Source organism: Caulifigura coniformis, from assembly GCF_007745175.1.
Lineage (GTDB): Bacteria > Planctomycetota > Planctomycetia > Planctomycetales > Planctomycetaceae > Caulifigura > Caulifigura coniformis.
Genome location: NZ_CP036271.1, coordinates 3,597,654 through 3,611,862 on the forward strand (window position 1 = coordinate 3,597,654; position 14,209 = coordinate 3,611,862).

A 14,209-nucleotide genomic window follows, 5' to 3' on the forward strand; every position below is an offset into this window, starting at 1 on the left:
GAAGGGGGAGGTCGCTTGGACTCATCGATCGACTTGAACGAATTGACCTCGATCATCATCGCCAGTGCGATCGAAGTTCATAAGTGCCTCGGCCCGGGCTTGCTCGAATCCACATACGAGCAGTGCCTCTTCCGGGAGCTTCAATTGCGAGGAATTCCGTGCGAGCAGCAACGGGAATTGCCGCTCGAGTACAAAGGCCTGAGTCTCGTCGGAGCCTACCGGATCGATCTCGTTGTGGCCGGAACTGTGATCGTCGAGGTAAAGTCTGTCAGCGAGTTGGCAAAGATTCACGAAGCACAGGTGCTGACCTATCTGAAGCTGACGGGACTGCCGGTAGGCCTGCTGCTGAACTTCAACGTTCCCGTGATGAAGGACGGAATTCGACGGCTCAAGAATGGCCACGTCGAGCAGTCTTCAACCTAGGCGTTGATCTCCCTCTTCTCCCGGACTCTGTGTCTCTGTGGTGAATTTCTTCTCGGAGTGCTCCTGATGAATCGCCGTCACTTCCTCCAGTCCTCCACCGCCGCGTTGGCCGCCGGCTTCACGGCCACTTCCCGCGGCTATTTCGCCAATGAAACGATCAATGTTGGGCTGATCGGGTTCGGAGGCCGCTGTCGCGCGATCATCCGGCCGCTGGCGTCGATCCCCGGAACGCGAATCACTGCCGTCGCCGATGTCTGGGAACAGAATCGCCAGGCCGGAAAGAAGATCGCCGACGCGAACGCGACGATCCACAACGACTACCGCGAGCTGCTCGACCGCAAGGACATTGATGCCGTGATGATCGCGTCGCCCGATCACTGGCATGTGCAGATGACCTGCGACGCCTGTGCGGCCGGCAAGGACGTGTATGTCGAAAAGCCGCTGACGCATGACCTGTCGGAGGGGGCGAAAGTGATCGCCGCCCAGAACGACAACCGCCGCATCGTACAGGTGGGAACGCAGCAGCGCAGCATGCCGCACATCCAGAAGGCCTACGAACTGGTGAAGGCGGGTCACATCGGGAAGATCCACAAGGTTCACCTGTCGTGGAACCGGCAGGCCGAGCGGGGAAAGAAGGGGCCGCTGGGAATCGATCCGGCTTCCGTCGACTGGAATCGGTTCTGCGGAAATGCGCCTGAGCAACCGTTCGACGAGTACCGCTTCCGCAACTGGCGATGGTTCTGGGATTTCGGCGGCGGCATCTTCACTGACCTGATGGTCCACTGGATTGACGTCGTCCACTGGTTCCTCGATCTCGATCATCCCGACACGGCCGTGGCGCTGGGGGACTGGTATCAGAAGAAAGACATGTGGGAGACGCCCGATACGGTGCAGACACTGCTGAATTATCCGCAGCAGCAGGTGCAGGCCCACTTCGAGGGAACGTTCTACAACGCGCGAACCGCCTCGATGGTCGAGTTCATGGGCACGGAAGCGACACTCTACATCGACCGCGGTGGATACCAGGTGATCCCGCAGCGGAAGAGCACCGTACAGGCGAGCGAGATGATCCTCGGGACAGGAGCCCGCGGACTCGACTTCTACGACAAACCGGATGGTGAAATGGTCCACGTCGCCAACTGGGTCGAGTGCATGCGCTCGAGGAAAACGCCCACGGCCCCCGCTGAGGCGGGCGTCAGTGCAGCGTCGGCCGCCCACATGGCGAACACGGCAATGCGGACCGGGGAGACGGCCCGATGGAAATCGGCTTGAGGAAGCGGGCCGTTTGCCACTTCGTGGTCGACGGGCGAACCCGTTGGCGGGACGGCGCCCGCTCCGGGTTCGAACAGTGGGCAATGAACTGGTTCGCCGAAGAACTGAATTCGGGCGGCTGGTTGTGGCGGCAGATCTCGATCGCCTGGCTGCGGTACAGGCTGGCTGAGATCACGCGCCGTCATGAGCCGTCGGCAAGAACGTTCTGGTAACGACCTTCACAGGAGCGCATTGGCGATCGCGTACGCGATTCCGTAAACCGACAGGCACAGGACGGCCCAGGCCAGGATGCTGACGATCACAACCAGCGGCGTGTTTCGCTCGGCGACGTCCGCTCCCATGAACCCGCAGACCAGAAAATAGCCGGGAAGCGTGAACATCAGTGCCACGATGAACTCGCCCATGAACGCCCTTTCAGAACCCGGACAAACGGTGAATCTGACGTGCGGCGGTCAGGGTATCCTGCACGGGGGGGCCAGGAGAAGCGGCCTGTCGGCACAATTCCGGCCCGTCGTGGCCCGTAGCGGACGCATTGCTTAGAACACAGACGTACCCGACCGGCCGCGTCCTCCCGCGCCATCCAGGACTCATGGCCAGTCGCGAAATGGAGCACCTGATGACTTCGCCCGCTTTCTCTCGTCGGTCATTTCTGGTTTCCTCATCTGCTGCCGTCGCTGCCGGGCTGGCGGCCCCAGGCCATTCCGACGATCGCCCCCCGGTCACCAATCCCCGCGCCACGTCGTTCGACAATCGCGTCGAACCCAACTGGGACGAGCGATTGACGATCACCGTCGGCGCGAAGGACGCCGAGATCATCGGCCTCAGCCATAAGGCTGTGCAGGCAGCCGTCGATTACGTCGCCCAGCTCGGCGGCGGAACTGTCCACCTCCTGCCTGGGAAGTATGTCTTTCGCGGCGCCGTGCATCTCAGGTCGAATGTCCGCATTCTTGGCAGCGGCGACGACGCGGTCGTCACCAAGGTTCCATCCCGGTCGTCGAAACTGCTGGCCGACTCCGACTGGTACGACCAGGAAATCACCCTGGCTCCCGGGCATGGCTTTGAAGTCGGCGACAGCGTCTGCCTCCGGTTCAAGAACGCCCATAGTGGCGGGACTGAAGTCCTCAAGCGTCGGCTGGTCGCCCGCTCGGGAGACCGGTTCAAGCTCGATGCGGCCCTCAAGCAGAACATCTGGGAGCAGGGGGCGCCGGTCGCCGAGGCCCTCTTCCCGCTGCTGACAGGAGAGGAGATCGAACGCATCGCCATCGAGCAGCTCACTCTCGATGGAGACCGCGCGAACAACGCCAACCTCGACGGTAACCACGCCGGATGCGTCTTCCTGCAGGACTGCCGCGACATCCAGTTTCGTCGCGTCAACGCTCTCAACTACAACGGCGACGGGCTCAGCTGGCAGATCTGTCACGATGTCGTCGTCGAAGACTGCCACAGCACCGGTCACGCCGGTCTCGGCCTGCATCCCGGTTCAGGATCGCAGCGGCCGTTGATCCGCCGAAACAAGCTGACTGACAATCAGATCGGAATCTTCTTCTGCTGGGGCGTGAAGTACGGCCTGGCGGAAGACAACGTCTGCGAAAGGAACGGCGTCGGCATCTCGATCGGACATCGCGACACCGACAACATCATCCGCAACAACCGCGTGACCGACAGCAGGGACAACGGCCTCCTGTTCCGGCCCGAACGCGGCCCCTCCTTCTGCGCTCATCGCAATCTCGTCGAGCGGAACACGCTCGTGAACAACGGCGGCGATTCCGCGGTCGCGCTCGACGTCCAGGGAGGGACCGAACAGGTCACCATTCGCCACAACGTCATCGAGGAAACGCGCGGCCCCGCAAACCGTATGGGAATCCGCCTGGGCGAACTCACTCGCGACATCACCCTCGCGGACAACACCGTGACCGGCTTCGCGCGGGATGTCGTCCGCATGAGCGGCGGGTGAATCGCCCGCAGGCCGGGCACCGGCGAAAAGAGTTCCCGAAAATCGGACCTCCAGGCGGCCGGATCTGGTGAGCCGGGATACCAGACCATCCGTTTTCGGGATGTCCTGAATCCAGCCCGCTGATCCGAACGTGGAAGAACTCGCCCTTTTCGTCGTCCAGGCCGTTGGCGAAGTGGTCGCCGAGATCGTCATCAAACTGCCAGGGTACGGCGTGATGCGCCTGTTCGGCAGGGCGCCCGTCGAAGACCCCGATGGCTGCGCCGTCCTGCTGCTGGGCATGGGGTTTTGGGGTGTCGCCGCAGCGTGTGCCCTCTTCATCTGGCAGATCACCCGGTGAAGGGTAGGGCGGCCGGTGAGGACGACGCCAGTGCTTCGGCGAAGTGGCGCGGCGACCTGACCACTCAAGTCGGCCGCGCTCGAAGCGTCGATCTCCGTAGCCGAGTTTTAATGAAGGGCGTCCTTGAGAACTTTGCCTTTGGCAGTCGGCATCTTGACGCCAAGCAGGGCGGCGATCGTCGGCGCGATGTCCATATTGGAAACGATCGGCAACTGCCCGCCCGCTTTCACACCATAGCCATTCAGGACCAGCGTTCCGTGCAAGGGCGCCTGGTTCGGCAGGTATCCGTGCGTTCCCCCAGGAGTTTCACGCAGCGTGACGACGTCGTCGCCCACGATCGAATCGCTGAAGCTGTATCCGCTCTTCGCGGCGAGCCAGAAATCGGGAGCACGCGGATCTTTCTCCGGCGAGGCCAGGCCCAGTTCCGCGAACCGGTCGGGAGTGATCACTGTATCCACCCCTTCGATCGCTCCCAGTTTCTCGATCAGCTTCGGCATCAGCTCGGCCTTCTTCGCCGGGTCGAGCAGGTACACCAGGCACCCGCCTCCGTTGGCAACTGAGTACACCTGCCGGTTCGCAGGCCCCTTGCCGTCGCCCGTAATCAAACCGGCCTGTTTCAGCAGCACGTTCGGACGGATTTCGCGCGTGATCGGAAGGAAACCGTGGTCGCTGACGATCACGAACGTCGTCTTGTCGGCGTACGGCGATTTCTTCGACGACTCGACCACGTCACGCAGCCGGTCGTCGATGAACTTCACGGCCCAGTAGGCCTCCGGACTCTGCGGTCCGTACTTGTGCTCGATGTGATCGACCTCGATCAGATGCACCAGCAGCAGATTGGGCGGATGGTTTTGGAACAGGTGGTCGGCCAGCTTCGTGTACAGCCAGTCGCGGAGGACGCCCCCCCCGGAAGAGTCGGTGCAGTAAGTGCCGTGCTTGTCGACGGGAATGCCCGCCTGCCGCAGTTCCTCGAGCCACGTCGGCGTGCCGTACTTCTGCCAGCCGTCCTTCGCCATGTCGGGAACCTGGAAATCCAGCGTCTTCGCATTGCGCGTTGCAGGCCAGATGATACCAGCTGTCTTCAGCCCCGCTGCGTGGGCGACGTCGTAGATCGTCGGCGACGTCACGACCTCGTCCTTGTCGAACACCGGGTCGGTCAGCAGCTGGACTTTCTCCGCGGTCTTGCGGTCGAGGTAGTCGTTGCCAAGCACCCCATGCTCCGCCGCCGGAACCCCCGTCACCATCGTGGTGTGGTTCGGCCACGTGACCGTGGGGAAAGTGCAGACCGTGCCGGCCGATCTTGTCCCCGACTTGATCAGCGACTTCAGATACGGCATCTCGGCTTTGGGATCGTCGAGATAGAAGTTCGCGAGGCCATCCAAGCTGATGAGGACGACGCAGCGGTCCTTGCCAGCCGGCGCATCGGCCGCGTTCACGGCCGCGACGAAGAGGGGCAGGATTGCGAAGAGGCAAACGGCGACACGCATGGCGACTCCCGGTTTCACGGCTCGAAGGGTGAGATTCTAGGAAGCAATGCGGTGGGGACCAATCACAGCGGGGAGAGCGCGGTGGCCGTGGTCGGCGACCAATGCCGCTATTGAAAAATGGTCGACATATTTCAATAGTGCTGATACGCTTGTCCTGGAATGACGACTCCACGGCAAAAGCTGTTTACCGTGAGAAGCGACGCCGAATGGCGCGCGGTCAATTCGCCAGTGCGCGTCGAGATGCTGGTGTTCATGCTGATGGCCGGCCCCTGCGCCATTCGTGAACTTTCGTCGTGGCTGCAGCGGCCGGCCGATGGCCTGTATCACCACCTGCGACAGCTTCTAAAAGCAGGTCTCGTCACCGACGTCGGCAGTCGGAAGGTCGGTACGCAAACCGAAACGCTTTACCAGACCGTCGCGGAAGAGATCACGATCGATCGAGATCTCAGTCGAGCACGGACCCGTGAGCGCAGCCTGCGGCTGTTTCACACGATGCTGAAACACGCGTGGCGGACGGTCGAGGCCGCATTCCATTCAGGCACAGCGGTGCTGGAAGGTCCGAAGCAAAACTTCCGGTTCAACTGGCGAATTTCATGGCTCGATGACCGGCAGCTGGCGGAGATCAGGCGACACGAGGAAGTCATCGACCGAATCCTTCAGGAGGGCATGCAGAAGAGGCAAGGGCAGCTGATTGCGCATCTGACTTACCTGTCTCCCGTCGTTCGCACGCGCGGGGCACGATCACTCCATGATGAGGAACGCGACACATGACATCTGACACTGCGAAAAGAGCCGTCTCGATCAACGCAGGCATCTGGGCGGCCGCCACACTGGCATCGGTGATCCTGCCGTTTGTGACGGACTCGCTCTCCGCCGGACGGGCCAACTTCCTGCGCCTCATTGCGCAGGCCGCTCCCCTGATGGTGGGGATGTACGTTTCCTCGGTTTCCGTCGCTCGAGGGTTTCAGAACCCGGGCGCCGGGAAAAATCAGGCAATCCCTTGAGGCGTCGCCCAAACGCAAAGCACCCCGGCTGCGAGATGCAGCCGGGGTGCTGGAAATCAAATCTGCGTTGAGACAGCCCGCAGGCTGCAGATCAACGATTACTCCTCGTCGTCGAAATCGTCGTCGTCCGACACGGCCGGAGCGGCAGTCTCACCCTTCTCGGCGAGCACGGCCTTGCGCGACAGCTTGACCCGGTTCTGGTCGTCGACGGCGATGACCTTCACCTCCAGCTTGTCGCCCACGCGGCAGACGTCCGTCACCGACTTCACGAACCCATCAGCCAGTTCGCTGATGTGGCACAGGCCGTCCTTGCCCGGGGCGATTTCGATGAAGGCGCCGAAGTCCTTGATCGAGCTGACCGTTCCGGTGTAGATGCGGCCGACCTTGATGTCCTCGGTGATCGCTTCGACGCGAGCCAGGGCTTCATCACAGTTCGACTTGGCCGGTCCGGCGATGGTCACGGTTCCGTCGTCGACGATGTCGATCTGGGTGCCCGTCTGTTCCTGGATGGCGCGAATGTTCTTGCCGCCAGGTCCGATGACCATGCCGATCTTCTCCGGATCGATCTTGGTCGACACGATCCGGGGAGAGTAGGGGGAGATGTCGCCGCGCGGGCGGCGGATGGCGGTGAGGATCCGCTTGAGGATCTCCATGCGGGCCGTCTTCGCCTGCTCCAGAGTCTTGCGGATGATCTCTTCGTTGATGCCGGCGATTTTCAGGTCAAGCTGGATGCCGGTGATTCCGCGGCCGGTGCCGGCCACCTTGAAGTCCATGTCGCCGAAGTGATCTTCGTCGCCCATGATGTCGGTCAGCAGCGTGAAGCGGCTGCCTTCCTTGATCAGGCCGATCGAGATGCCGGCCACGGGCTGCGTGATCGGCACACCGGCGTCCATCAGCGACAGGGTCGCCGAGCAGACGGAAGCCATCGAGCTCGAGCCGTTCGACTCGGTGATGTCCGAGATCACGCGGATCGTGTAGGGGAACTTTTCAGCCTTGGGCAGGACCCACTGGACCGAACGTTCGGCCAGCATGCCGTGTCCGATTTCGCGACGACCCGGTCCGCGGATCGGGCGGGTTTCGCCGACCGAGTAGGACGGGAAGTTGTAATCCAGCATGAACGGCTTGCCGTACTCTTCGAGCAGGCCGTCGACCTTCTGCTGGTCGCGGACGGTGCCGAGAACAACAGTCGCCAGCGACTGCGTTTCGCCGCGGGTGAACAGGGCCGAGCCGTGCACGCGGGGAAGGATCGAGACGGAGCAGTCAATGTTCCGCAGTTCCGTGGTGCTCCGTCCGTCGAGCCGCTTCCCTTCGATCGTCAGATCGCGGCAGGCGTGATGATCGACGTCCGAGAACGCCGCCTTCAGCTGCTCGATGGTGCGGCCATCTTCCAGCACGGTCACGCCGGCCGGATAGTACTTCGCAATCAGTTCTTCCTTGACGGCCTTCGTCGCGGCGGACCGCTCAGCCTTCTTCGGGCTCTGGCGGGCCGTCTTGATCTTGCCGGCCCATTCGCTTTTCACGGTCGCCAGCCACGGGTTCACGGTCCCCGGCACGTACGTGATTGGCTTTTTGCCCGCCTTGGCGACCAGATCGTTCTGCAGCTTGCACAGTTCCTGGATCGCCCGATGACCGAACATCAGGGCGTCGGCCATTTCGGTTTCCGGAAGCTGGTCGGCAAAGCCTTCGATCATCAGGATCGAGTCCTTGCTGCCCGCCACCACGAGGTCGAGAGAGCTCTTGGCGATCTCAGCCATCGTCGGGAACAGGATCAGCTTCCCTTCGATCAGGCCGACCCGCACCGCCGCAATCGGGCCGTTGAACGGTGCGTCCGAAATCGACAGGGCGGCGCTGGCGCCGATGATCGAGAGAACGTCAGGATCGTTCTCGCCGTCGAACGACATCACGTTCGACATCACCTGCACTTCGTTGAAATAGTCTTCCGGGAACAGCGGCCGGATCGGACGGTCGGTCAGACGGGCCGTCAGGATTTCACGGGTCGAAGGGCGTCCTTCCCGCTTCAGGAACCCGCCGGGGAACTTGCCTGCCGCCGCGAGCCGTTCACGGTAGTCGACGGTGAGCGGGAAGAAATCCTGACCGGGCTTCACTCCGCCGGTCTGGGCCGCCACCAGCACGACCGTCTCGCCGTACTGGATCAGAACGCAGCCGCTGGCTTGCTTGGCGATCTCGCCTGTGGTGATTGAAAGAGTTCTGCCCGCAACTTCTGCTGAGACCTGGACCTTCACTGATGATTCCTACTGTTTCTACCGACCCAACCGACTTGACGACTGGCCGCCGCCGCGTTTTCGCGTCTGCTGAAGATCCTGCGTCTTGAGAGCCCCGCGCAGCCTTCGCGTTCGCCGCGATCACTGGGGTCTCAAAGAATTCCGTGGTCGCAGGGCGACTGCGGGCATGAGCACCGCAGCCGGAACGGACCAACCAGGCTTCAGAACACAACCGGCTGACAACAGGCCGGAAGTCGTGGGACCGGCCTGAACCACTCAACGTCACGGCTTCATGTGACTGACGCACCGGCGAACCGATTTCGCGCGGGCGCCTTGCAGGCGTGACAGGCCTGCGAAGCTGGCGGATGGCACGTATCAGATACGCACCATCGACCTTTTGCTGCGGGCAGCCCATGTCCTGAGCGGAACACCAGCTGGCTCGCCTCCTCTGGCATCGCGTGCGACGCCGCCTCTGGCCTTGAAGCGACGTCCCGGGATCAGAACCGCGACGCCGAGCGCGGCCCTCCTACTTCCTCAGGCTCAGCTTCCCGATCAGCGACACATAACGATCGGGATCGAGCCGACGAACGTAATCCAGCAGACGCCGGCGCTTGCTGACAAGCATCAGCAATCCGCGACGGCTGGAGAAATCCTTCCGATGACTCTGCAGATGCTGCGTCAGCGAATTAATCCGCTCCGTCAGCACGGCGATCTGCACGTCCGGAGAACCTGTGTCCCCGTCGGTCCGACGATATTCGCCGATCAGCTCCGTCTTCCGTTCTTTCGTGATTGCCATAACCTTCGATTCCCAGCGGGTTTATCTCCACCCGCGACTCGATTCAACAATTGGTCGAAGGCCGTACTCTAACAACTACTTGTGGCGATTCAACCGACTTCGGGTTTCCCATCCTGACACGTTCAGCAAACACTCTGAGTGCAGCGGGACCCTCCTGCCCGTCATCGGCGTTTCACCCCACTCTCGCCACCGCGACGCTGCAACTCGGCCTCCCGCGTCCGACCGCACTGGTTCTTCCTGCGATTCATCGCGCACAAGCGGCGCGAATGGCACGAACGGTCTTTCTGGCGGCCCCTCAATCGTTGTGACGCACGATGGATGAGCGGCCTGAATTCGCCCGCGACGGCGATCGATACACAAGGGGCGACCCACTTCGCGGTTCCGCGAAAGCCACGTCGCATTCATCGCAATCGATCCCTTTTCCCTGGTCCGCACGGATGGACCGGGATCGCCGCTGCCTCAACGCAGCGCTGAATTCACGGAGGAGCTCGCAATGTCCTCGGAAGTTGTGTCCATTCGGCAGCCACTGGTCCTCCACGCCTCGTTCTGGGGTAAGGCTCTCGCCGGGATCAAGGCCGGATCTGACACTCGCGTTCTGGAAGTGGGCTGCGGCCGCGGAGAATCGCTGGCCCTGCTCGCATCGAAGAAAATTGACGCGTACGGCTTCGACCTCGGCGCCGCCTCCGGGCAGCTCCTCGCACCCAAGAGCCAGTTCGCCTTCGGCAGCCTCAGCTCGGCCATGAGCTACCCCCAGCATCATTTCGACGCCGTCATCGTGCGTCCGATGCCCTCGTTTCGCGGCGAACTGGCGACTGCGGAACACTACGTCGCGACCGCCAACCTCCTCTCCTGCGTGAAGGCCGGCGGCCGCATGATCATCGTCGAGCCCACCGCCGGGCGGGAAGGGACGCCCTCCACCGAGTGGCTCGCCCGCTGGAATCGCCAGCTCGAAGCCTTCACCGTCGAGAAGAAGTCACTGGTCTATCGCGACGGCGGCCTGATGCAGGCCCTCCTCGGTTGGCTGAAGAAGGGGCCGAAGCTCGACCTCCAGCTGATCCAGATCACCATCCCCCAGACCCCCGTGTCCCGGCTCGAGTGGCACCGCCAGGCGCGGACCGCCGCCATGCCGAAGACCCGCAACAGTCGGAAAGCGGCCTGAGACTGTCAGAAACACACCACGGTGACATCCTCACCTGGATGTCACCGTGGTGACTTCTTTTGTTCCCGGAGGTTTCGTGCAGACAGCGGTTCAGGGATTTCTTCGATATCTGCACCTCGAGCGAAATGCGTCCGAGCTGACGCTCAAGTCGTATCGCGAAGACCTGAACAGTTTCTCCGACTTTCTGCAGGACCGCGTCGGATCGATGCCGCCGGTCGAGCAGATCGACATCCCGATGCTGCGGGCGTTCATCGCTTATCTGCACGAATGTAACTACGCCCGGACCACCATCGCCCGGCGACTCGCCTGCCTGCGCAGCCTCTTCCGCTATACCACGCGCGAAGGCATCACCGCGGCGAATCCCGCCAAGGCCCTCCGGACCCCTCGCATCGGTCGCTCCCTGCCCAAGTTCCTCAGTAATCCCCAGGTCAATCAGCTCATCGATGCCCCCGTCTCCAGCGAAAAGCTCGGAGTCCGCGACAAGGCAATCCTGGAGACCATGTACTCGGCCGGTCTCCGCGTTGCGGAACTCGTCGGTCTGAACGTCGAAGACTGGGACCGCTCCGCCAATGTCATCCGTGTCCGCGGTAAGGGGAAGAAGGAACGGATCGCCCCCATCGGGAAGTTCGCGGCCGCGGCCCTCGACGAGTGGCTCTACCTGCGTCGGCCGGCGGAGAAGGCTTCCGCGTCCGACGGCAAGGCGATGTTCCTTAATCGTTTCGGCAAACGCCTGACCACGCGAAGCATCGGCCGCATGCTGTACGGCCATCTGCAGCATGCGGGCATGGACCCGAAGCTCGCGACCCCGCACACGTTGCGGCATACCTTCGCGACACATCTGCTCGATGGAGGCGCCGACCTCCGCAGCGTCCAGGAGATGCTCGGCCACAAGAGCCTCACCACGACCCAGATCTACACCCACGTCAGCACCCGGCGCATGCGCGAAACCTACGAGGCGTCGCACCCGCATGCCAAGAAAAATGGGGAGCGGTGACTGAAGGGGATTTCAGGGGAGATCTTCTCTGCGGGCTGCCGTCGTCGTCTACAATCGCGCTTTCTGGACAGGGTGTCAGGAGCGCGGGAATGGACGATGTTTTTGCGGGAGTGGATGTCGGCGGGACCTCCGTCAAGCTGGCCTTCGGAACGGCCGACGGCGAGATCCTGGCCGAATCGTCGATTCCGACTGAGTCGCACCGCGGGCCCGATTCCGTCCTCAAGCGGATCGCGGAAGGGGTCAAGCACCTGACCGCCCAGACCGGCGCCGCTCCCCGGCGCATCGGCATGGGGATCCCCGGAATCGTCGACATTCCCCGCGGCATCACCAAGTTCCTGCCGAACCTGATGGGCCACTGGAAAGACGTCCCCGCGGCCGACACCCTCTCCGCTCTGGTCGATTGTCCCGTCACGCTGCTCAACGACGTGCGGACAGCCACCCTCGGGGAACTGGCCTACGGCCACGGCCGAAATCCGGCCATCGGCACCTTCGTTCTGATGGCGATCGGCACGGGAATCGGCGGCGGCGTCGTGATCGACCGCAAACTGAGACTCGGACCGATCGGCGCGGCCGGCGAAGTCGGTCATCAGACCATCCAGCCCGATGGGCCTCGCTGTGGGTGCGGAAACTACGGCTGCCTGGAAACGCTCGCCAGCGGGACCGCCATCGCGGCCGAAGGCGTCCGGCTTGTTCTGATGGGCCTCGCCCCGATCCTCCGCGAGAAGTCGGAGGGCAATACCGCGAAGATCACGGCCAAGCTTGTGGCGGAGTCGGCCGACGAGGGGGACGATGCCTGCCGCGATGCGATTCAGGGGGCAGGACGTTGGCTCGGCATCGCCGTCGCCAACATCGTCACCACGATCCATCCCGATTTGATCGTCATTGGGGGAGGCGTTTCCCGAATCGGAGAAGTGCTGATCGAACGCATCCGGGAAGAGGTCGTCGCCCGCGTCCCCATGTACCCGCCGGAAACGATCCGCGTCGAACCATCGCTCCTTTCCGACAAGGCGGGCATCCTCGGAGCAGTGGCGCTCGCGGCGCGCGGATTGGCCTGAACGTCCCGGCGGCTCTCGTGTCCCCGGGGAACGTCGGGCGGGGGGGCCGGCGATTTTCGAATCGACGGGCTCCATCACTGACCTATCATCGGGTGGAAGCGCGTCCCGCGTTCCCGCGTCGAGTCGCTGGCAACGATCCAGATTCGGCGCGAGCCGCGCCTCCCTTCCTGCCGTATCAAGGCTTTCGAGATCGGATTTGAACAATGCAGCCCGCGAACGGGCGACATCGAGTCGTCATTCTCGGAGGCGGATTTGGCGGATTGCGTGCCGCGAAAGCGCTCGCCCGCGAGCCGGTCGAAGTCACCCTCATCGACCAGCGCAACTTTCATCTCTTCCAGCCTCTGCTGTACCAGGTCGCCACCGGCGGACTGTCCCCGGCCAACATCGCGGCGCCCCTCCGCTCGCTCGTTCGACGGCAACGCAATTGCCGGGTGATTCTCGGCAAGGCGATCGACTTCAATCTCGAAACTAAGGAAGTCGTCCTCGAGGATGAGCGCGTTCCCTTCGACACGCTGATCGTGTCCGCCGGCGCCAAGCACAGTTACTTCGGCAATCACCAGTGGGAACGGTTCGCCCCAGGGCTCAAGACGATTGAAGACGCCACCGAGATCCGCCGCCGCGTCCTCTCGGCCTTTGAACGGGCGGAGCGGGTCTCCAGCGACGCCGAACGCGCCCGGCTGTTGCGGTTCATTGTCGTCGGGGCTGGACCGACCGGCGTGGAACTGGCCGGCACACTAATCGAGATCGCCCGGCACACCCTCAAGAAAGACTTCCGCAGGATCAATCCGGCCGAGGCGCACGTCCTGCTCATCGAAGCTGGACCGCGGCTCTTGCCCGCATTCGACCCCGATCTCTCCGAAGACGGAGCCGAAGCCTTGAGACGCCTCGGAGTCGATGTCCGACTGAAGACGATGGTCGTCGACATCACCGACGCCGGCGCCACTGTAAAGTCCGGCGATGTGGAGGAGACCCTGCCTGCGGCCACGATCCTCTGGGCCGCGGGAGTGCAGGGGGCCGTCATCGGCGAAGCGCTGGCGAAGGCCGCAGGCATCCAGCGCGACCGCGCAGGGCGGCTGGTCGTTCAGCCCGATTTCACTCTCCCCGGTCATCCCGACATTTTCGTCATCGGCGACCTCAGTACCTACGCCGACGCATCAGGAAAAATGCTCCCCGGTGTCGCCCCGGCCGCCATGCAGGCCGGCCAGTTCGTTGCCAGCGTCATTGCCGCGCGGCTCTCGCTGGCCCCCATCCCGGAGTTCCACTTCAAAGACCCCGGCAGCATGGCCACGATCGGCCGCGGCGCGGCAGTCGTGAAGCTCGGCAACTGGAAGTTCAGCGGCTTCTTTGCGTGGCTGACATGGCTGTTCGTGCACCTCTTGTTCCTGGTGCAGTTCCAGAACCGCCTGCTGGTCCTCATGCAGTGGGCCTGGAACTATGTGACGTTCAACAGGTCCGCCCGCCTGATCACCGACACGAACCGCTTCCTCGGCGAACCGGAGAATTGAA

15 protein-coding genes are annotated in these 14,209 nt (G+C 63.0%); 11 read left to right on the forward strand and 4 right to left on the reverse strand.

Going from position 1 to position 14,209, the window contains the following annotated elements:
- Positions 1–33: 33 nt before the first annotated feature.
- From Pan44_RS14525 to Pan44_RS14535, 3 genes are all read left to right on the forward strand, one after another.
- Positions 34–423, forward strand: coding sequence for a GxxExxY protein (locus Pan44_RS14525; RefSeq protein ID WP_231754053.1), 390 nt, complete (start codon positions 34–36; stop codon positions 421–423).
- Positions 424–489: 66 nt separating this feature from the next.
- Entirely contained in the window at positions 490–1,695 is a 1,206-nt protein-coding gene (locus tag Pan44_RS14530; protein ID WP_145030747.1) for a Gfo/Idh/MocA family protein, read from the forward strand.
- Entirely contained in the window at positions 1,680–1,907 is a 228-nt protein-coding gene (locus tag Pan44_RS14535) for a hypothetical protein (protein ID WP_145030748.1), read from the forward strand. Before Pan44_RS14530 ends, Pan44_RS14535 begins: the two co-directional genes overlap by 16 nt.
- A gap of 6 nt (positions 1,908–1,913) precedes the next feature.
- Here Pan44_RS14535 and Pan44_RS14540 read toward each other — a convergent pair whose 3' ends face one another.
- Complete coding sequence (locus Pan44_RS14540; RefSeq protein ID WP_145030749.1) at positions 1,914–2,099, reverse strand: hypothetical protein; 186 nt, start codon at positions 2,097–2,099, stop codon at positions 1,914–1,916.
- A 212-nt stretch (positions 2,100–2,311) separates the two neighbouring features.
- On the opposite strand from Pan44_RS14540, the gene Pan44_RS14545 reads away from it, so the two are divergent.
- Both Pan44_RS14545 and Pan44_RS14550 read left to right on the forward strand, forming a co-directional pair.
- Positions 2,312–3,649 (forward strand): right-handed parallel beta-helix repeat-containing protein, encoded by a 1,338-nt coding sequence (locus tag Pan44_RS14545; protein ID WP_145030750.1) that lies wholly within the window; start codon positions 2,312–2,314, stop codon positions 3,647–3,649.
- A gap of 130 nt (positions 3,650–3,779) precedes the next feature.
- Positions 3,780–3,986 (forward strand): hypothetical protein, encoded by a 207-nt coding sequence (locus Pan44_RS14550; protein ID WP_145030751.1) that lies wholly within the window; start codon positions 3,780–3,782, stop codon positions 3,984–3,986.
- A 107-nt stretch (positions 3,987–4,093) separates the two neighbouring features.
- On the opposite strand, the gene Pan44_RS14555 is transcribed toward Pan44_RS14550, so the two are convergent.
- Positions 4,094–5,473: an alkaline phosphatase family protein gene (locus tag Pan44_RS14555; RefSeq protein ID WP_145030752.1), complete on the reverse strand. Its 1,380-nt coding sequence runs from the start codon at positions 5,471–5,473 to the stop codon at positions 4,094–4,096.
- 159 nt (positions 5,474–5,632) lie between these two features.
- Here Pan44_RS14555 and Pan44_RS14560 point away from each other — a divergent pair, with 159 nt between their 5' ends.
- Both Pan44_RS14560 and Pan44_RS14565 read left to right on the forward strand, forming a co-directional pair.
- Positions 5,633–6,244, forward strand: a complete 612-nt coding sequence (locus Pan44_RS14560; protein ID WP_145030753.1) for an ArsR family transcriptional regulator — start codon at positions 5,633–5,635, stop codon at positions 6,242–6,244.
- Positions 6,241–6,477: a hypothetical protein gene (locus Pan44_RS14565; protein WP_145030754.1), complete on the forward strand. Its 237-nt coding sequence runs from the start codon at positions 6,241–6,243 to the stop codon at positions 6,475–6,477. The genes Pan44_RS14560 and Pan44_RS14565 overlap by 4 nt, the downstream gene beginning before the upstream one ends.
- A gap of 98 nt (positions 6,478–6,575) precedes the next feature.
- Here Pan44_RS14565 and pnp read toward each other — a convergent pair whose 3' ends face one another.
- Positions 6,576–8,720: a polyribonucleotide nucleotidyltransferase gene (pnp, locus tag Pan44_RS14570; RefSeq protein WP_145030755.1), complete on the reverse strand. Its 2,145-nt coding sequence runs from the start codon at positions 8,718–8,720 to the stop codon at positions 6,576–6,578.
- 505 nt (positions 8,721–9,225) lie between these two features.
- Positions 9,226–9,495, reverse strand: a complete 270-nt coding sequence (gene rpsO / locus Pan44_RS14575; protein WP_145030756.1) for a 30S ribosomal protein S15 — start codon at positions 9,493–9,495, stop codon at positions 9,226–9,228.
- A 493-nt stretch (positions 9,496–9,988) separates the two neighbouring features.
- On the opposite strand from rpsO, the gene Pan44_RS14580 reads away from it, so the two are divergent.
- The 4 genes from Pan44_RS14580 to Pan44_RS14595 all read left to right on the forward strand — a co-directional run bounded on the left by Pan44_RS14580 (position 9,989) and on the right by Pan44_RS14595 (position 14,208).
- The gene (locus Pan44_RS14580; protein ID WP_145030757.1) at positions 9,989–10,654 is read left to right on the forward strand and encodes a class I SAM-dependent methyltransferase; all 666 of its coding nucleotides are present in this window, start codon (positions 9,989–9,991) and stop codon (positions 10,652–10,654) included.
- 76 nt (positions 10,655–10,730) lie between these two features.
- Complete coding sequence (locus tag Pan44_RS14585) at positions 10,731–11,648, forward strand: tyrosine recombinase XerC (protein WP_145035044.1); 918 nt, start codon at positions 10,731–10,733, stop codon at positions 11,646–11,648.
- A gap of 89 nt (positions 11,649–11,737) precedes the next feature.
- Positions 11,738–12,703 carry an ROK family protein gene (locus tag Pan44_RS14590; RefSeq protein ID WP_145030758.1) on the forward strand — a complete coding sequence of 322 codons (966 nt, stop codon included), beginning with the start codon at positions 11,738–11,740 and terminating at the stop codon, positions 12,701–12,703.
- Between the two features lie 203 nt (positions 12,704–12,906).
- Positions 12,907–14,208, forward strand: a complete 1,302-nt coding sequence (locus Pan44_RS14595; protein WP_145030759.1) for an NAD(P)/FAD-dependent oxidoreductase — start codon at positions 12,907–12,909, stop codon at positions 14,206–14,208.
- Position 14,209 lies beyond the last annotated feature (1 nt).

Coding starts and splice junctions, on each gene's coding strand:
- Pan44_RS14590 (WP_145030758.1), top strand. CDS start 11,738: ATGGACGATGTTTTTGCGGGAGTGGATGTCGGCGGGACCTCCGTCAAG.
- Pan44_RS14535 (WP_145030748.1), top strand. CDS start 1,680: ATGGAAATCGGCTTGAGGAAGCGGGCCGTTTGCCACTTCGTGGTCGAC.
- Pan44_RS14560 (WP_145030753.1), top strand. CDS start 5,633: ATGACGACTCCACGGCAAAAGCTGTTTACCGTGAGAAGCGACGCCGAA.
- rpsO (WP_145030756.1), bottom strand. CDS start 9,495: ATGGCAATCACGAAAGAACGGAAGACGGAGCTGATCGGCGAATATCGT.
- Pan44_RS14565 (WP_145030754.1), top strand. CDS start 6,241: ATGACATCTGACACTGCGAAAAGAGCCGTCTCGATCAACGCAGGCATC.
- Pan44_RS14580 (WP_145030757.1), top strand. CDS start 9,989: ATGTCCTCGGAAGTTGTGTCCATTCGGCAGCCACTGGTCCTCCACGCC.
- Pan44_RS14595 (WP_145030759.1), top strand. CDS start 12,907: ATGCAGCCCGCGAACGGGCGACATCGAGTCGTCATTCTCGGAGGCGGA.
- Pan44_RS14545 (WP_145030750.1), top strand. CDS start 2,312: ATGACTTCGCCCGCTTTCTCTCGTCGGTCATTTCTGGTTTCCTCATCT.
- Pan44_RS14530 (WP_145030747.1), top strand. CDS start 490: ATGAATCGCCGTCACTTCCTCCAGTCCTCCACCGCCGCGTTGGCCGCC.
- Pan44_RS14555 (WP_145030752.1), bottom strand. CDS start 5,473: ATGCGTGTCGCCGTTTGCCTCTTCGCAATCCTGCCCCTCTTCGTCGCG.
- Pan44_RS14540 (WP_145030749.1), bottom strand. CDS start 2,099: ATGGGCGAGTTCATCGTGGCACTGATGTTCACGCTTCCCGGCTATTTT.